The sequence below is a fragment of the Clostridioides sp. GD02404 genome, from assembly GCF_045898275.1.
Taxonomy (GTDB): domain Bacteria; phylum Bacillota; class Clostridia; order Peptostreptococcales; family Peptostreptococcaceae; genus Clostridioides; species Clostridioides difficile_A.
This window is the reverse complement of the sequence record NZ_JBJOCA010000003.1, coordinates 89,609-108,346: the sequence shown is the minus strand read 5'-3', so window position 1 is coordinate 108,346 and position 18,738 is coordinate 89,609. Positions and strand designations below refer to the sequence as shown.

At 27.7% G+C, this 18,738-nt stretch carries 19 protein-coding genes and 1 riboswitch; of the genes, 16 read left to right on the top strand and 3 right to left on the bottom strand.

The features are described from left to right. Positions 1 to 33: 33 nt before the first annotated feature. The 3 genes from tig to clpX all read left to right on the top strand — a co-directional run bounded on the left by tig (position 34) and on the right by clpX (position 3,323). Complete coding sequence (gene tig / locus Q3287_RS03265) at positions 34 to 1,320, top strand: trigger factor (protein ID WP_054277661.1); 1,287 nt, start codon at positions 34 to 36, stop codon at positions 1,318 to 1,320. A gap of 149 nt (positions 1,321 to 1,469) precedes the next feature. After that, on the top strand, positions 1,470 to 2,054 hold the full coding sequence (gene clpP / locus Q3287_RS03260) for an ATP-dependent Clp endopeptidase proteolytic subunit ClpP (RefSeq protein WP_021386274.1): 585 nt from the start codon (positions 1,470 to 1,472) through the stop codon (positions 2,052 to 2,054). A gap of 18 nt (positions 2,055 to 2,072) precedes the next feature. Continuing rightward, a complete protein-coding gene (clpX, locus tag Q3287_RS03255; RefSeq protein WP_054271743.1) occupies positions 2,073 to 3,323 on the top strand; it encodes an ATP-dependent Clp protease ATP-binding subunit ClpX in 1,251 nt (416 codons plus the stop codon). Positions 3,324 to 3,393: 70 nt separating this feature from the next. Here the strand turns inward: clpX and Q3287_RS03250 are convergent, their stop codons facing one another. Then, positions 3,394 to 3,921, bottom strand: coding sequence for a chromate transporter (locus Q3287_RS03250; protein WP_054271742.1), 528 nt, complete (start codon positions 3,919 to 3,921; stop codon positions 3,394 to 3,396). Beyond that, entirely contained in the window at positions 3,909 to 4,421 is a 513-nt protein-coding gene (locus Q3287_RS03245; RefSeq protein WP_021386213.1) for a chromate transporter, read from the bottom strand. Before Q3287_RS03245 ends, Q3287_RS03250 begins: the two co-directional genes overlap by 13 nt. A 171-nt stretch (positions 4,422 to 4,592) precedes the next feature. On the opposite strand from Q3287_RS03245, the gene lon reads away from it, so the two are divergent. After that, positions 4,593 to 6,956 (top strand): endopeptidase La, encoded by a 2,364-nt coding sequence (gene lon, locus Q3287_RS03240; RefSeq protein ID WP_054277659.1) that lies wholly within the window; start codon positions 4,593 to 4,595, stop codon positions 6,954 to 6,956. After that, positions 6,946 to 7,557: a ribosome biogenesis GTP-binding protein YihA/YsxC gene (gene yihA, locus Q3287_RS03235; RefSeq protein ID WP_054271740.1), complete on the top strand. Its 612-nt coding sequence runs from the start codon at positions 6,946 to 6,948 to the stop codon at positions 7,555 to 7,557. Before lon ends, yihA begins: the two co-directional genes overlap by 11 nt. A 195-nt stretch (positions 7,558 to 7,752) precedes the next feature. Here yihA and Q3287_RS03230 read toward each other — a convergent pair whose 3' ends face one another. Continuing rightward, positions 7,753 to 9,123: an MFS transporter gene (locus Q3287_RS03230; protein ID WP_407963516.1), complete on the bottom strand. Its 1,371-nt coding sequence runs from the start codon at positions 9,121 to 9,123 to the stop codon at positions 7,753 to 7,755. 180 nt (positions 9,124 to 9,303) lie between these two features. Next, positions 9,304 to 9,419, bottom strand: a riboswitch (FMN riboswitch). Between the two features lie 286 nt (positions 9,420 to 9,705). Here Q3287_RS03230 and Q3287_RS03225 point away from each other — a divergent pair. From Q3287_RS03225 to Q3287_RS03175, 11 genes are all read left to right on the top strand, one after another. After that, entirely contained in the window at positions 9,706 to 10,785 is a 1,080-nt protein-coding gene (locus Q3287_RS03225) for an ATP-binding protein (protein ID WP_407963515.1), read from the top strand. A gap of 218 nt (positions 10,786 to 11,003) precedes the next feature. Next, entirely contained in the window at positions 11,004 to 11,684 is a 681-nt protein-coding gene (locus Q3287_RS03220; protein ID WP_054277657.1) for a DUF881 domain-containing protein, read from the top strand. 28 nt (positions 11,685 to 11,712) lie between these two features. Then, positions 11,713 to 13,056 carry a GspE/PulE family protein gene (locus Q3287_RS03215; protein WP_407963514.1) on the top strand — a complete coding sequence of 448 codons (1,344 nt, stop codon included), beginning with the start codon at positions 11,713 to 11,715 and terminating at the stop codon, positions 13,054 to 13,056. A 151-nt stretch (positions 13,057 to 13,207) separates the two neighbouring features. Continuing rightward, positions 13,208 to 14,293 (top strand): type II secretion system F family protein, encoded by a 1,086-nt coding sequence (locus Q3287_RS03210; RefSeq protein WP_407963513.1) that lies wholly within the window; start codon positions 13,208 to 13,210, stop codon positions 14,291 to 14,293. 51 nt (positions 14,294 to 14,344) lie between these two features. Next, positions 14,345 to 14,695 carry a type II secretion system protein gene (locus Q3287_RS03205; RefSeq protein ID WP_054271734.1) on the top strand — a complete coding sequence of 117 codons (351 nt, stop codon included), beginning with the start codon at positions 14,345 to 14,347 and terminating at the stop codon, positions 14,693 to 14,695. Positions 14,696 to 14,734: 39 nt separating this feature from the next. Next, a complete protein-coding gene (locus tag Q3287_RS03200; protein WP_074179282.1) occupies positions 14,735 to 15,607 on the top strand; it encodes a pilus assembly protein PilM in 873 nt (290 codons plus the stop codon). Continuing rightward, positions 15,608 to 16,051, top strand: a complete 444-nt coding sequence (locus Q3287_RS03195; protein ID WP_054277654.1) for a hypothetical protein — start codon at positions 15,608 to 15,610, stop codon at positions 16,049 to 16,051. A 14-nt stretch (positions 16,052 to 16,065) separates the two neighbouring features. Further along, a complete protein-coding gene (locus Q3287_RS03190; protein WP_407963512.1) occupies positions 16,066 to 16,647 on the top strand; it encodes a hypothetical protein in 582 nt (193 codons plus the stop codon). Positions 16,648 to 16,899: 252 nt separating this feature from the next. After that, the gene (locus tag Q3287_RS03185) at positions 16,900 to 17,937 is read left to right on the top strand and encodes a YecA family protein (protein ID WP_054277652.1); all 1,038 of its coding nucleotides are present in this window, start codon (positions 16,900 to 16,902) and stop codon (positions 17,935 to 17,937) included. Between the two features lie 80 nt (positions 17,938 to 18,017). After that, the gene (locus tag Q3287_RS03180; RefSeq protein ID WP_054271729.1) at positions 18,018 to 18,383 is read left to right on the top strand and encodes a hypothetical protein; all 366 of its coding nucleotides are present in this window, start codon (positions 18,018 to 18,020) and stop codon (positions 18,381 to 18,383) included. Between the two features lie 4 nt (positions 18,384 to 18,387). Next, positions 18,388 to 18,705, top strand: coding sequence for a hypothetical protein (locus tag Q3287_RS03175; protein ID WP_407963511.1), 318 nt, complete (start codon positions 18,388 to 18,390; stop codon positions 18,703 to 18,705). Positions 18,706 to 18,738 lie beyond the last annotated feature (33 nt).

The window sequence follows — 18,738 nt, the reverse complement described above, 5'->3', positions numbered from 1 at the left end:
TATTACATAAATATCACTAGGAGGATTAGAAGGATGAAAGCAGAACTAATTAAAAAAGAGGGTAATAAAGTTACTTTAAAAATAACAGTAGATAACAATAAATTTGAAGCAGCAGTAAATAAGGCTTATAATAAAAGCAGAAATAAATACAATATACCTGGATTTAGAAAAGGTAAAGCTCCAAGAATTGTTATAGAGACTCAATACGGAAAAGGCATATTCTATAATGATGCTATAGAAATATTATTCCCAGAAGTTTATCCAGAAGCTATCAAGGAATTAGATATAGACCCAATAGACAATCCAGATTTAGATATAGAGGAAATAAGCAAAGATAATGGATTAGTTATGGTTCTTAATGTAGAAGTTAAACCAGAGTTTGAATTAGGAAACTACAAGGGTATAGAAATAGCTAAGGTTGAGAATACTGTAAGTGACGAAAATGTTGAAGCTAAACTACAAGAAATGGTTGAAAAAAATGCTAGATTAGTAAGTGTAGAAGACAAGGCTTTAGAAGATGGAGACACAGCTATAATAGACTTTGAAGGTTTTGAAAATGGTGTGGCTTTTGAAGGTGGTAAAGGTGAAAATTATAACTTAGTTATAGGTTCAAACACATTTATACCAGGATTTGAAGAACAATTAGTAGGTAAAAAAGCTGGTGAAGAAGTAGAAGTTAATGTTACTTTCCCAGAAGAATATCACTCACAAGATTTAGCTGGAAAACCAGTTGTATTTAATGTGAAAATAAATGATGTAAAAGTAAAAGAATTATCTGCATTAGATGATGAATTTGCTAAAGATACTAGCGAATTTGACACTTTAGATGAATTAAAAGCAGATGTAAGAGCTAAATTAGAAGAAGAAGCTAAAAATAGAGCAGATGCAGAAACTAGAAATTCAGTAGTAGAAAAAGTTGCTGAAAATACAGAAATAGAAATACCAGAAGTTATGGTACAACATCAAATAGATAATATGTTAAATGAACTTAACTACCAATTACAATATCAAGGATTTGGATTACAACAATTATTAGAGATGACTGGTAGAACTATGGAAGAATTAAGAGAAGAAAGAAAAGAAGATGCTAAAAAATTAGTTAAATCTTCTCTAGTATTAGAAGCAATAACTAAAGCTGAAGGAATTGAAGCAACAGAAGAAGAATTTAAAGCTGAGTTAGAAAAAATGGCTTCTGCTTACAATATGGAAATAGACAAAATAGAAGCTTCTTTAAGAGATGCTGATAAAGAAGATATAAAAGGACAAATAAAGATAAGAAAAACAATAGATTTATTAGTTGAGAATGCAACAATAGCTTAATAAAATAAACGCTAACTAATATAGTTGACGTTATAGAATGTTTAGTATATAATGATGTGCAAATATAATTTAGTTAAATGCGTATAATAATTTACAGTAGCTTAAAAAAAGCTACTGTAAATTATATAGAATAAAGGGGGTATGAAACCATGGCATTAGTACCTGTAGTTGTTGAACAAACAGGAAGAGGAGAAAGATCTTATGATATTTTTTCTAGACTATTAAAAGACAGAATAATCTTCTTAGGAGATCAAGTTAACGATGCCACAGCAGGGCTTATAGTAGCACAGCTATTATTTTTAGAAGCTGAAGACCCAGACAAAGATATACATTTATATATAAATTCTCCAGGAGGAAGTATAACTTCTGGAATGGCTATATATGATACTATGCAATACATCAAACCAGATGTAAGCACTATATGTATAGGTATGGCTGCTTCTATGGGAGCATTCTTGTTGGCAGCAGGAGCAAAAGGAAAAAGACTAGCACTACCAAATAGTGAAATAATGATACATCAACCATTAGGTGGAGCTCAAGGTCAAGCGACAGATATAGAAATTCATGCAAAAAGAATTTTAAAAATAAAAGAAACTCTAAATGAGATATTATCTGAAAGAACTGGTCAGCCATTAGAGAAAATAAAAATGGATACTGAACGTGATAACTTCATGAGTGCAATAGAAGCCAAAGAATATGGTTTAATAGATGAAGTATTTACAAAGAGACCGTAGATAGAGAGAGGTGTTAATATGTCTAAATATGAAGAAAAACGACAATTAAAGTGTTCATTCTGCGGTAAAAATCAAGATCAAGTAAGAAGATTAATTGCAGGTCCAAATGTATATATTTGTGACGAGTGTGTTGAACTTTGTGACGAAATTATTCAAGAAGAAATAGAAGATACTATAGATGAAGATACTACATCATTACCAAAGCCAAAGGAAATGATGGAGATTCTAAATGATTATGTAATAGGTCAAGAAAAAGCTAAAAAAGCTTTATCAGTTGCAGTTTATAATCATTACAAGAGAATATACAGTAAAAAATCTAGTAACAAGGATATAGAAATTCAAAAGAGTAATATACTTTTACTAGGACCTACTGGTTCTGGAAAGACATTACTTGCTCAAACTCTAGCAAGAACTCTTAATGTACCTTTTGCAATGGCTGATGCTACATCATTAACTGAAGCTGGATATGTTGGAGAAGACGTTGAAAACATACTTCTAAAACTTATTCAAGCTGCTGATTTTGATATAGAAAAAGCTGAAAGAGGTATAATATATATAGATGAGATAGACAAAATTGCAAGAAAATCTGAAAATCCATCTATAACTAGAGATGTAAGTGGTGAAGGTGTTCAACAAGCCCTTCTAAAAATATTAGAGGGTACTGTTGCAAATGTTCCACCACAAGGAGGAAGAAAACATCCTCATCAAGAATTCCTAAAGATAGATACTACTAATGTATTGTTTATACTAGGTGGAGCTTTTGATGGATTAGAAAAAATAATCCAAAAACGTGGTGGAGATAAAACACTAGGTTTTGGAGCTAAGATAGAAAGTAAGAAAGAATTAGATTTAGGAAAGCTATATGAAAAAGTACTTCCAGAGGATTTATTAAAATATGGTATAATACCTGAATTTATAGGAAGAATACCAGTTTTAGCTACTTTAGAATTACTGGATGAGGATGCATTGATGCAGATATTACAGGAACCTAAAAATGCTCTAGTAAAACAGTATAAAAAACTATTGGAGTTGGATGATGTTGAACTAGAATTTGAAGAAGGTGCTCTTCGTGCAATAGCTAAAAAAGCTATAGAAAGAAATACAGGAGCTAGAGGGCTTAGAAGTATAGTTGAAAGCGTAATGATGGAGACTATGTTTGAGGTACCATCTAGAGATAATATAAAGAAGGTTATAGTAACAGAGAAATCTGTGAACGAAGACTCAGTAAATCCTATCATAGTACTTAAGGATCAAGAGGAAAGTGCATAAGATGATGAAAAGGAGCTTTAAAGGCTCCTTTTTTTATGTTAATATGCTTAATATAAAACTAGATATTACATTATAAAAATGAGAGTAATATACCTAGAACACCAAAGACGAATACAATTGCAATAGAACCAATTTTTCCTTTATATAAAAGGTAAAAGGATACTATAAATGCAATTATTCCATATAAGTCCCAATTAACTTCTTTGGCAGATGAAAAAGCTGCCGATAATATGAATCCTAAAGTAATTGGTCTAAGAACCATCAATAAGTTTTCTACTTTTTTATTATTTTTGAACTTAGAAAATAACTTTGATATAATAGTTAGACCTACTAATGCAAAAATCGTTACACCAATAGTTGCAGACAGAGAACCAAAAAAACCTGCAGTCTTAAACCCTACAAATGTAGCACTATTTATTGCTACAGGGCCTGGTGTAGATTGTGATATAGCAAGTAAATCCAAGAATTCTTGATTAGTTATTAGGTGGTATTTAGATATAAATTCTTGTTGAATAAATGGCAGCATGGCATATCCACCACCAAAACTAAAGGCTCCTATTTTAAGGAATATTAAAAAGAGTAGTGTTATTTCTGACATAGACTATATACACCTCCTCCAATTATTAAATAAATAGGGCTTATATTGAATACACCAACAGATAAAACTGCTATAATTAATAGTAGTATGTTAGTTCTAGACTTTGGCAGTTTCTTAAACATGCTCGTAAAAGAATACAATATAAGAGCTATTACGACAGGGGCAACTCCTTTAAAAAATCCATCTAAAATTTTAGATGATGAATTTTTAAAATATAGATATGATAAGACTAATACTATACAAAATGATGGTAAAGCAGAGCCTAAGGTACATATAAGAACTCCTGGTATACCATAAAGTTTATATCCTAATAATACAGATATATTAACTGCCAGTACTCCAGGGTAACTTTGAGCTATGGATAGAAAATCAATAAATTCTTCCTGCTCTAAAAGCTTTTGTTTGTTTACAAGTTCATCTTGTATAAGAGGAACCATAGCGTATCCACCACCAAACGTAAACGCACCGATTTTTAAAAAAGTTAAAAACAATTTCAACATAATAGAAACCTCCAAAAGATAAATAACATCTAAGTATACTAACATTAATATTATATCATAATAAAATAGTAATATAATATGCTAAGAATTTATCATTAATGTTGAAAATTAACTTGTTCGAATATATAATATTAAAATCAAAATAATTAGACTAGAAAAGGAGTAATGTTGATGGAACAAAATTATACTAAAATAGATCATGAATTACCATTAATTCCTCTAAGAGGATTAGCAATATTTCCATATATGATATTAAATTTTGATATAGGAAGAGAGATATCTCTTAAAGCTTTAGACCAAGCTATGATGGAGGAAGAACTTATATTTTTAACATCTCAAAAAGAAGCTGAAGTCGATGAGCCAGGAGAAGATGATTTCTATCATGTAGGGACAATTTGTAAAGTTAAACAAATGATAAAATTACCAGGAGATACAGTTCGTGTTTTGGTTGAAGGTGTATCAAGGGGTAGGGTAAAACAAATAGAACAAGAAGAAGGGTATTTCAAAGCAGTAATAGAAGAAATAGTCTTTGATAGTGACAATTTAGATAGTGAGACAGAAGTTGAAATTGAAGCATTTGTAAGAAATGTATTTGATGCCTTTGAAGAGTATATAAATATCGGAAACAGAGTATCACCAGAAATATTAATATCTTTGGCTGATATAGAAGATGTTGATAGATTTATAGATACAATAGCTGCCAATATATATCTAAAGTCAAGCCAAAAACAAGAAATATTAGAAGAATTTGATATTAAGAAAAGACTTGAGCTTATTTATTCTATATTATTAGAGGAGATAGATATACTAAAAATAGAGAAGAAGATAACTTTAAGAGTTAAAAAACAGATGAATAAAGTTCAAAAAGAATATTACCTTAGAGAACAACTAAAAGCAATACAAAAAGAATTAGGTGAAGAAGAAGATATAAATTCTGAAGCTGATGAATACAGAGAAAAGCTTAAAAAAATAAAAGCACCTAAGACAACTAAGGAAAAAATAGAAAAAGAAATAGATAAATTTTCAAAGATATCTTCAATGTCTCCAGATGTATCTGTAAGTAGAAACTACTTGGATACTATATTTTCATTGCCATGGAATAAGGAAACAAAAGATAAGCTGGATATAAATAAGGCAAATGCTATATTAGATGAAGACCATTATGGATTAGAGAAAGTAAAAGAAAGAATACTAGAATACTTAGCTATAAGAACACTTGCTAAATCACTTAAAGGTCCTATAATATGTCTAGTTGGTCCTCCAGGAACAGGAAAGACATCTATAGTAAAATCAATAGCTAGAGCATTGAATAGAAAGTTTGTAAGAATATCTTTAGGTGGAGTTAGAGATGAAGCAGAAATAAGAGGTCATAGAAGAACTTATGTAGGTTCAATTCCAGGAAGAATAATCAATGGAGTAAAAGAAGCACAAACAAAAAATCCTGTATTTTTATTTGATGAGATAGATAAAATGGCAGCAGATTATAAAGGAGACCCAGCTTCAGCAATGCTAGAAGTATTAGACCCAGAGCAAAATAAGGATTTTGTAGACCACTACTTAGAAATACCTTTTGATTTATCAAAAATACTATTTGTTACAACAGCAAACAGTCTAGGTAATATACCAAGACCATTATTAGATAGAATGGAAATAATAGAAGTATCTGGATATATAGAAGAGGAAAAATTAAATATAGCAAAAAAATATTTACTTCCAAAACAAATTAAAGAGCATGCTTTAAAAGAAAACTTCATAAAAATGGATGATGAGACTTTAAGAAGTATAATAAATCATTATACAAGAGAAGCAGGTGTAAGAACACTAGAAAGAACTATTGGTAAAATTTGTAGAAAAGTTGCAAAAAAATATGTTGAAGACCCAACTCTTGAAGAAGTTATTGTAAATAAGTCTGACTTAGAGACATATCTTGGAAAAGACATGTTTAAGTATCAACTTGCAGAAGTTAATCCTCAAATAGGATTAGTAAATGGTCTTGCATGGACAGCAGTTGGTGGAGTTACACTTGAAGTAGAAGTAAATGTACTTAAAGGTAAAGGCGAAATTGTGTTGACTGGGAAGCTAGGAGATGTTATGAAGGAATCTGCTAAGACAGGTATATCTTATATAAGGTCAATAGTGGATAAGTTTGATATAGACCCAGATTTTTATAAGACAAATGATATTCATATACACATTCCAGAAGGCGCTGTTCCAAAAGATGGACCATCAGCTGGTATAACTATGGCTCTTGCAGTAATTTCAGCACTTACTAAAAGACCTGTTCCAGGCAATATAGCTATGACAGGAGAGATAACTTTAAGAGGTAGAGTATTAGCTGTAGGAGGAGTTAAAGAAAAATTATTAGCAGCTCATAGAGCTGGTATAACAAAAGTATTAATTCCTAAAGAATGTGAAGCTGACTTAGATGAGATACCAGAAAATGTAAAAGAAAAAATGGAGTTTGTACTTGTAGAACATATGGATGAAGTATTAGAACAAGCTTTGTTAAAGAGTGGTGAGAAGAATGAAAATTAGAAGTTCAGAGATAACTATGAGTGCTGTGAATAAATCACAGTATCCAGCAGAAGGTATTCCAGAGATAGCATTAGCTGGTAGGTCAAATGTTGGGAAATCATCAATAATAAATACATTGCTTAATAGAAGAAACTTTGCTAGAACTAGTCAAACACCAGGAAAAACTAGAACTATAAACTTTTATCTAATAAATAATGAATTTTATTTTGTGGACCTTCCAGGTTATGGATATGCAAAGATAGCTAAGTCTGAAAAAGAAAAATGGGGAGGCATAATGGAAAGATATCTAGAAAGTAGACAAGAATTATGTTCTATATTTCTACTTGTAGATATTAGACATGAGCCTACAGCAGATGATAAGCTTATGTATGAATGGATAAAACACTTCGGATATAACTGTGTGATTATTGCAACTAAGGCAGATAAAATATCTAGAGGACAATATCAAAAACATATAAGCATAATAAGAAAAAAATTGCAAATGGAAAGTAGCGAAAAAGTAATCCCTGTTTCCTCATTAAAAAAGACTGGTGTTGAAGAACTATGGGAAGAAATTGTAAACCAATATAATCAACATGGATATGAGATAACAGTAGATTAGTTATAACTATATTAATATCAAAATAAAATATAGGATGCCTCAAAATAGTTCTAATGGATATTTTTTGGCATCCTTGTTGTTTATAAACAATAGATATTAGCAATTTATTGTTATAAATTAAAAAAACTGCAAGGTTTGATATAAATTAGTATATTTAAAAACTTAGTCACTGATGAAATCAGAAATAAATTTTATCTAAGAAATAGATTTCTCTGTTTTTCTCATAAAGAAAATAGTTAGTATAAGTCCTATAAAGCATACTGCTGCAGCAATCCAATAAGATTGATTACTAGCTATAACATAGGCTGCTGTATGGCTTTTGAAATTTTGATTATATGTAAGGCTTTGTGCAAAGAAGCTACTAAAAAATGCTGTTCCAAGAGCAAATGATAAATTACGAACCGTTGCAAGAAAGCTACCTCCATATCCTTGTTTCTGAGGAGGAACATCTGCAAGAATGCTACTATTGTTTGGTGAACTAAAAGCACCTAGTCCTAGTCCAAAAATAACTAAACATACAATTAAAAGATATAATGGTGAATCTGCTTTTAAAAGTGCCATTCCAACGAGTGAAATAGTCATAAATGAAAAAGATGTTGTTAGAATATTCTTTGCACCATGTTTATCAGAAAGAGAACCTGCAATAGGTGCTATAAGTACCATAATAAGTGGATGGACAGTCATTACAGAACCAGCCATCATAGGAGAGAGATTTTTTAATTGTTCTAAATAAAATGGAAGTAGGAAAGATACTGCCATTTGAGGGAAGTAACAAGCTATTCCAATAATATTGCCTACAGTGAAATTTCTATTTTTAAATAAAGGTAAATCAATAAAGCTCTGTTCAAATTTTACTTCTCTTAATGCTAATAATAAGAAGATGATAAGTGATGCTATACCTAGATACAATCTTGTGTTTCCTTTTCCATTCATCGCAAGTAATATAAGTGTAGTACAAGTTGCAAATAGCAGAAGACCTAGAATATCAAAGCTCTTATTTTGTTCATCTAAAGTAGGTCTAGGAAGAAATTTAATTCCAAGAAAAACTGCTACGATACCAATAGGTATATTGATAATAAAAATAGAAGGCCATCCAAAATGTTCTAAAAGTATACCTCCAATTACAGGACCACTCATATTTCCTATACCAACTACAGCGCCAGTGATTCCTATAGCCTTTCCTTTTTCGTTTGCTGGAAATGCATTAGAAACTATACCAAGTCCAGTTGCCATTAAAATACTTGCCCCAACTGCTTGAAATATTCTTGAAGAAATTAATGTAGATAAGTTGTGTGATATACTACACAGAAAAGAACCTATTGTGAATACAAAAAATCCTAATGTGTATAGACGATTTGAACCTACTTTATCACCGAGCTTTCCAAAAAATAACATAGTTGCTGTAACGACAAGCATATAAGCTGTTACAACCCACTGAATCTGTGACATGTTAATTTTAAAGTCAGTAGCAATTGTAGGATTTGCAATATTTAGTATACTTCCATCAAGAGTAGACATAAATACACCAATACAGATTATAATTAATACTATCCATTTTTGTTTCATGATAACACTCCAATCTTTTATATAATAGATTTTATAAGTACAGAATAGTTATAAAATAAACAACAAAAAAAGCACCTACATCTTAGGTACCTCGAATGTGTTTAATTTCATGAATAAATACGGTAGTTGAAGTAGTTGTATAGATTACTCATGTAAAATTACATAAAGGTACTCATATACTATTTTCTTCTACCATCCAGATTTTACTGTCGGCTTTGGAATCTGACCAAATTATGCCATAAGGCTCGCGGGCTTTTACCGCCGATAGGGAATTTCACCCGTTTCTGAAGAAAAACAGATGTATTTTGTAATATTATTTTAACATAAAATCACAATGGAAACAATTGGATTTAAATAAGATACAACTATATTACTGTATAAAGAGTTAAATTAGACTTCCAGATAAAAGCATATAAAAGTTAAATCACATAGTATAGAATCTACTATAATTAGATAAAATTAATTTTTTATTGGTATTAAATGATAAGTTTTAGATTTATCAAAAGCATAAAGTTGTAACAAAACTCGTATAATATTAATATCTTAATTAAGAGATATTGTAAATTATGAGGAGGCGCTAATATGGAAGGAAAGGTAAAGAAGGCATTTCCAGGTGGAAACACATCACAAGGCTCATATTCTTTTTTTGAATATATAATTCCTGAAAATGTAAAAAGGGTTTTTTGTTTAAAAGGTGGCCCTGGAGTAGGAAAATCCTCACTTATGAAAAAAATTTATAAAGAATTTTTAAGTAGAGGATATGATATTGAATTATATAACTGTCCTTCTGACCCAAGTTCATTGGACGGTGTAGTTATAAAGGAATTAGGCGTGGTACTTATGGATGCAACTGCTCCACACACTATGGACCCAAAGTTACCAGGAGCTTTGGACGAGATAATTAATTTAGGTGATTACTGGAACACAGAAGAGTTGGAAAAAAATAGACAAGAAATATCGGGATACGATAAGGATATTAGTAATGCATTTAAAAGAGCGTTTAAATTTTTAAAAGCATCAGAACCAATCTTTAGAGATATAGAGGAAAAATATTCTGATTGTATGGATTATGGTAAAGTGAATCTAGTTACAGAAGAATTTATTAAAAAATTGTTTGATGGAGTTAAAAGCACAGGAAATTTGAAAAGAGAGAAGCATTTATTTGGTTCAGCTATAACTCCTGTAGGATGTTTAGATTATACAGAAAACATATTAAAAGATGTAAATAAGGTTTATTATTTAGATGGTGAAATAGGCACTGGGAAAACTACATTATTAAACAAAGTGTATAAGAAAGCTATTGAAAAAGGTTTAAATGTAGAAGTTTATCATTATCCACTTATACCAGAGAAAGTTGAGACTGTACTATTGACTGACTTAGATATTGGTATAACTACAAGCACAACTTTTAAAGAAGAGGAAACCATTAATTTAAATCAATTTTTAAATAGAGAAAAATTACTTAAATATGAAGAAGATATTAAATTTGATGAGAAAGTTCTGGATGATTTAATTTGTTGGGCTGTATTAAATCTTAAGAGAGCGAAGTCTAAACATGATATTATAGAAAGTTATTATATCCCTAATATGAGATTTGATGAAGTTGGAAAATTAAGAGATAAACTAGTTAATAGAATTTCAAAATATGAGAAGAATGTATAAGAATATATATCTTAAATCAGATGATAATTATAAAATATAACTTTTAGTAAATTGGTGTAGCTGTGAAGCTATGCCATTTTGCTTTTTTTGATGTATTATATTATATACTAAAGATGAATTTTAATATATAAGTTTGATATAATAAATATATATAAAGGTCCAAGGTTTAATTAAAGAAAATTATCATATAAAAATAAATTTGTAAGGAGCAATACAGTATGAAAAAACCATATGTGTTTATAATACTAGCGAGTACTATTTTAGGTATACTTGTTGGAACCATATTTAGAGATTATAGTAATGAAGAAACAGTTTATACAAGTAAAGATAAGTCAATAAGAAAAGAAATAAAATTGACAGGAAAGTCTATAAAGGAATTAAAAAAGGAAAAGGATAAATTAGATAAAGAAATTGATTCAATGAAAAGTAATCAAAAAAATTCTAAAGAAATCTCAGAAATAGAAGCTCTTAGAGAAAATCTATCATATTCAGATGTAAAGGGCAGTGGAATAATAGTAAGTATAGATGCTATAGATGAAAAAACAGGGAATATAGCAAATAGTATAGACTATAATAAAATACTTGTAAAAGTTGTAAATGAACTAAAAGTAAATGGAGCAAAATACATAGAAATAAATGGTCAAAGAATCAATCAGTATTCAGAAGTTGTACTTGCAGGAAGCCATATAAATATAAATGGAGTTCCTGTAGCGCAACCTTATGAAATAAAATGCATTGGGGATAAGGATAAACTCTCTGATTATGTGGATAAAGGCAGTGAATATTTAGACAGTATACAAACGACTTATCCAATGAAAGTAAGTATAAAAACTGAAGAAAATATCTCTATGAAAAAAATGAATATACCTAATAAATTAAAGTATATAAAGGGTGATTAAGATTATATTAGAGGAAAGCAGTTTACCAATGTTAATACCAGAAAAGCTTGCAAAAAAATATAATGTATTTCCAGTAGAATTTCAAGATGATAATTTAGTAGTAGAAATAGAAGATGAAGATATATATGCCATACAGGATTTGAGATTGGCTACAGGTAAAGAAATTATATTGAAAAAAGAGAAAAAAGAACTTATAAGTGAGAAGATTGATAAATATTACAATAACTTTGAACTTGATGAAGATTATGCAAAAAAATTATTTGAAAATCTTTTAGAAAAAGCTATAAAAGAAAATGCAAGTGATATACATATAGAGCCATTTGAAAAGCATTTAATAGTGAGAATGAGGGTAGATGGAGAATTAAAAGAAGTATCAAAGTTTTTAATCGATATATATCCATCATTATCTACTGTAGTGAAATTAAAAGCCTCAATGGATATAACGGAAAAAAGACTTCCACAAGATGGTAGAGTAGATATAAAGTTGGGAGGTGACCTAATTGATATTAGAGTTTCATCAATACCAACTGTATATGGTGAAAAAATTGTTTTAAGAATACTTAATAGAGATACTTTCTTAAAGGATAAGCTAGAACTGGGATTTTCAGAGGAAGCAATAAAGTCTATAAGTAATATAATAAGTAAAAGAGCAGGAATATTACTAGTGACAGGCCCTACAGGCAGCGGAAAGACTACAACAGTATATTCCTTATTAAATGATTTAAAAGGTATAAATAAAAATATAATGACTATAGAAAATCCAGTAGAGTATAAGATGGATGGAATAAGTCAGATACAAGTAAATTCAAAAATAGGATTAAGTTTTGAGGTGGGTCTTAGAGCAATATTAAGACAAGACCCAGATATAATAATGGTAGGAGAAATAAGAGATTCAGAAACAGCTAAAATAGCAGTAAGAGCAGCTATAACAGGTCATTTAGTTATAAGTACTTTGCACACTAATGATGCAGTGTCTTCTATAGCTAGATTATTAGAAATGCAAATACCACCATATCTTTTAAATGCATCTCTTATAGGTGTTATCTCTCAAAAATTGGTTAGAAAAGTTTGTAATCATTGTAGTCATGAGATTATGATAAAAGACAATTTTAGTGGAGATGTAAATACTAAAGTAGCTGTAGGTTGTGAAAGATGTAATGACAAAGGGTATTTTGGAAGAACAGCAATTTATGAAATACTAGAAGTAAATGATGACATAAAAACATGTATAAGAAATATAGATGATTCTAGTAGTATTAAAGAAGTGGCACAAAAAAATGGAATGATAACATTTGAAGATAGTTGTAAAAGACTAATAAATGAAAAAATAACGACATTAGAAGAATGTTTAGTAGTAAATGAAATGATTTAATTGAACTATATAGTTAACTTCATTTAATTTACTTTAATTAAAATGTTTGAACATAAGTTATATTTAAGTTAGACAAAATTAAATGTATTAAATTAAAAAATATTGTATTTATTTAATTGCAATTAATATAATTTGGAAGGAATTATAGTGCATGAGATTATCTAAAAGTATATTTTATAATTTAGAGAAATTTTATTTAATATTAAATAGAATTAGTGATAAAGAAGTTAGAGTAATTTGCAAAGAGATAGGTATATTATTAGAATCTGGATGTGAAATTACAAAGATATTTGAAGTCATTGAGGGTCAGTCTAGTAAAAAAGTAAAAAATTTGCTTAATATAGTATCAAATCACATCCAAAAAGGTAACTCAATAGCAGATTCATTTCAGGTAACAGGTACATTTTCTAAATTCTTTATAAGCATGATAAGAGCAGGGGAAACTAGTGGAAGCCTAGATATAATAATGAATGATTTATCTAATTATTATGATAAAGAATACAAATTAAAAATGAAAATAATAAATATTTCAATCTATCCAATAATACTCATAGCATTATCTATCATGTCAATGATATTTATATTCATATTTGTAATACCTAATTTTCAGGTGGTTTTTGCAAGTAATGGAATTGAACCACCTTTAATAACAAGAGTTTTAATAGGAATATCCACAATAGTTACAAATAACATAGGTTATCTTATGCTTAGTCTTTTATTATTTTTAATAGCAACTGTTTATTTTCTTAGAACAAATGATAATATAAAAAAATTGATTAATTCTCTGAAATTTAAAATGCCTTTTGTAAGAAAAATTAATCAGTTAGTAGTTACAACCAGATTTTCTAGAGCCTTATCTATTTTAATTAGTAGTGGAATACAAATAGTGGAAGCTATAGAAATGTCAGCAAGTGTTGTAGATAATGAATTTATTTGTGAAAGATTAAATATTTCCAATAACTATATAAAAAAGGGAAATAGTATAGGTAAGTCTTTGAATTTAGCAAATATCTTTCCTAAATTATTTATTTCAATGACAAATACAGGAGAAGAAAGTGGAAAACTAGATAAAAGCTTAGATGTAATAAATAAATTCTATGAAAGTGAATTAAATAATAAAATAGAGCAAATAATGAAATTTATAGAACCTTTTTTAATTATATTTATGGGATCAATTATTGGAAGTTTTATTTTATCTATGGTTATTCCCATGTTCGATGCAGTTACTAGTTTTTAAGAAAAAAATAAATTTTATCTAATAAAATTTTTAAAAGGAGAGAATATCTAATTGATAAATAAAAAACGAAAGGGATTTACACTTGTTGAAATGATTGTAGTAGTAACAATTTTAGGTGTTATATCTAGTATAGCATTAGTTAAGTACAGTAAGGTTCAAGAGAGTGCAAAACTAAATGCAGATTATACAAATGCTGCCAACATAGTAACAGCAGCGAGTATGGCTATTAATGATGATGAAAACATAACACAATCTTTAAGCGTAGAATCTTTAAAGGAAAAAGGGTATTTGAATACTGTTCCAGTTCCTCAAAGTACATCTGGCAAATTTGAACTTGTTATAAGTGATAGTGGTGCAGATATAAGTGTAAATGTAAACTCTAAACAATTTTATCCTAAGTAGTATTTTTATATATGTATTTTTATAGCTTAACTAAAGGAGATGGTTATAATTAAAAAAATTTTAAATTTAGAGATAAATGATGATTATATAAGGATTGTATTTTTAAGAAAAAATCACAAAAAAATTTTTATAGATAAATCAATTACAAAAGAAATAAATTTTAATATAAAAAACGATAGCAAAGATGTTATTAAGGTTAGATATATAGAAGATGTAGTTAGATTTGTAAAAGAGGAGATAGGTAAATTAAAAATATCATATAAAAATTTATACTTTAATATTCAAACTCAAGATATAGTAATTAGAAATATTGAAATTCTAGATACTAAGAAAAAAAGAGATATATTAAATATGATTGAATTTGAAATAACACAATACATTCCAATAAATATAAACGACTATTCAATAAAATATAAAGTTATAAATTCTAGTCATGATAAATTGAATATACAAGTAATTCTTTTTCCAAAGATTATTATTCAATTAATTAAGAGCATTTCAACAAATCTAAACTTGAACCCAAAGGCTATAAATATAAATTTTGATATATTACAAAAACTCATAAACCTAGACTTGATAGAGAATTTTTTAGAAGAAGGAGTTTTTATAGAGTGTAAAAAAAATCAGTTCATTATAAATATAACAAGAGGTAAAAAGATAGAAGAGACTTATTTACTATCAAAAGAAATAAAATCCTATGAATCAGTAAAGAAGCTATTAAGTAGTTTTAAGTGTGTTTATTACTATGGAATAGAAAATAATTTTATTGAAGAATACTTTGAAGATAAAGACAGGTATATAGAAATAAGTCCATTGAAATTAAAAGATAAAGTAAAGATAGAAAATAATTTTGATAGAAATTTAGAAAATAGCAGTATAAATTATATAAGTAATATAGGAATGATTGTTTAAATGAAATCTTGTAAAACTATAAACTTTCTCAATGGATTAAAAGAAATTAAACCTTATAATAAGGTATATAAAGCAGTAATAGTCTTAATTTTAACATGTGTTTTATTTAAATCGTTTATATATGTGAAATCTATAAACGAACTTAAAAGTTATATAAGTAAAAATAATTTAATAAATGAGCCAAAACAGACTATACCAGTTGCTGAAAAGACTAGAGAGAAATTTTCTAAAATAAGATTTAATGAAATAAAAAAAATATATGAAACTGTAGGAATAAATAATATTACTAAAATATCAATAGATAAAAATAAGCTAGAAATGGAAGGTGTATGTAATGATTTAGATGTTTTAAATAATCTAAGAAAAATAAAGTACATAAAAGGTTATTATATAGACAGTATTGTAAGAGATGGAGATAACTATAAGTTTAGAATAAAAAGTTAGATGGGTGATTATTTTTGAGGTTAAATAATAGAGAAAAAAATTTACTTAAAATATTGTTAATATTAATTATTGTATTAGCTACTAATATAATATTAAGTCCATTGGAACAAAACTTAACCAGCTTGAAGAAAGAAAAACAAAATCTAATAAATAAAATAAATAAGCAAGATAATTATCAAATAAAGGATAATAGTTATAAAGATGATAAATATATAGAAAATGTTGAATTAAATGGAAATGAAGAATTGAAAAGTAATTTTAATAATTCATTTTTAGATAAAAAAACAAATAAAGATATGGTGTTATTAGTAGAAAATAAATTGAAAGATTTAGTGAATATAGAATATATTAACCAAGAAAATAGTTTAGATAATAATAAAAAACAAGTTAATTTAGAAATAAAAGTTAATGGTGAACTTGAGAATGTATTGAAAATAGAGGGTTTAATGAAGAATTTAAATTTAAATGATAAATTTGAAAAAATAGAGATTAGCAAATTAAAAACGAGTAATTTAGATATTCAAAATATTTATAATGAATATAAACAAGAAAAAGACAATATTGTTGAATGTAAAATGACAATTAGAGTCATATAACAAAAAAGAATAGACAAAGTAAAAAACTATTATCAATTAATAAAATTTTATAGAGGAATTAGTTTTACGATAATCCATTTCTACAAGAGGGATTGTTAGTGATTTTATCGAAATCCTAATTAAAGTTAATATATTATACCAAAATATAAGTGAATTTAAGAGAATATTTATTTATACTATAGATTGATTAATAAAAAAATGGTATAATAACAAATTGTACTTTAATTTAATAATAAGGGAGTGGAAGTCATATTGTTAGGGAGAAATGAGCTATGCCCTTGTGGAAGTGGCAAAAAATACAAGAAGTGTTGTTTAAATAAAGATATTGTTTCAGAAAGAGCATGCAGAAGAACTGAACTTTCACAAAAACAATATACAGATTTATATTCAAAGTTATATGATTATTCAAGACAGGATAGATTCAAAGACGAATGTGAAAAAGCTAAAGAAATGTTTTATATAATGCAAAATGATAGTGTAAATGAAAAATTTGAAAGATTTTTTAATACTTATTTAATACAAGACCATATAATGGAAAATAAAAAGGTAATGACAGTTGGTTTTCTTGAAGAAAATGGTGCAAACCTAAGTCAATCAGAAGTATCAATATTAAAGAGTCTCTTTGAATCATATGTAAGTATTTATGAAGTAAAAGAAGTTTCTGTGGGAAGAATAGTCTTAAAAGATTGTCTAAGTGGGAATGAACTTTATACAGAAGATGTAAAACTTCTAAGAAGTTTTAAAAGCGGAAGTTGTATGATAGCTAGAATTGTCGATATTGAAGGAACTAACATACTGATAGATGTAACTATAAGTATATCAAATGAAGTAAAAGACATAATATTAAAAGATGTTATGAATTTATTTAATCAATATCAAGACTTATACAAGGATATGAAGACTTTCTTAATTTATCATACACATATACTATACAAGTATATACAACAGCTTTTAGACCCAAGTATAGCTGAATACTTAAAGAGAGAAAGAGATAAGAAAGGTACAAAAGTTAATTCAGAAAATGAATTAGCTGAAATAGAGTGCAAAGTTTTAGATACTCTTAAAGAAAATGTAGAAGAAGAAAATATAGATGCCTGTATAGAGTTTTGGAATGAGTATAAGAAAAAACATGAAAATATAAAAGGAGCTGAAAATGGTTGGGCAGCTGCTGTTGAATATTATGTTAAGAAAGAGGCAGGACAACCTATAACTCAAGTACAAATATCAAAAAAATATGATATAAGTTCCAGTACATTAGGAAAAAGATACAAAGATTTAAAAATATCTTAATTAATTATAAAAAGCTTTAAGTCATAGATAAAGAATATATAGTATAATATATGTATAATGTTGAGAAAGAGGTATTAATAATGAGTCTTAGTTTAGGAAATGCAATTGCTGTGTCAACGAACTTTATAAAATCTAATCCAGCAGTACCTGTGTACAATGGAGAAGAAATATATGCAGTTATTTATCATATAGAAATAGGATATAATAATGGTGTATCACCTGATACCAAACAATATATAATAATAGACTATAAAGAGTTCGATTTGTCTATGGATAAAAAAAATGAGCTAATAGAGATAGCAAAAGAATACTGTAAATCTAAAGATATTATAGAAAATGAGAATCTTGAAATAAATCTTTTAGATAATGAAGAAGCAGAAAACTTCTTAGAGAAGGTGTTTAATAACATGAAAGTTATAAGAGGTCTTATAACTAAAAGAGGATAAATAAATGGACTATGTAGGAATAGAAAATATAACACCTTATGAAAATGTATATGAATTTAGTGTGTATAAATATGATGATGAAATCACTTTAGGTAGTGAAGATTTATATGTGTGTGAATTAAGAGTTGTATTAATTAAAGTGAATTCTCTGTATGTTGAAAGATTGAATAAGTCAGTTGAAGCAATGGTTTTAGTAAAAAATTTGAAAAAAGATTTAGATAAAGCAATTGTTGTAAATAAAATAAAGAATTTTGTGTTAGACGAGACTTGGGTAGAAAATCTAGTAAAAGAGAATATAGAAGTTATATTTGTAGAAAGCTAGGAATAACCCTAGCTTTTTTATATTATAATCTAA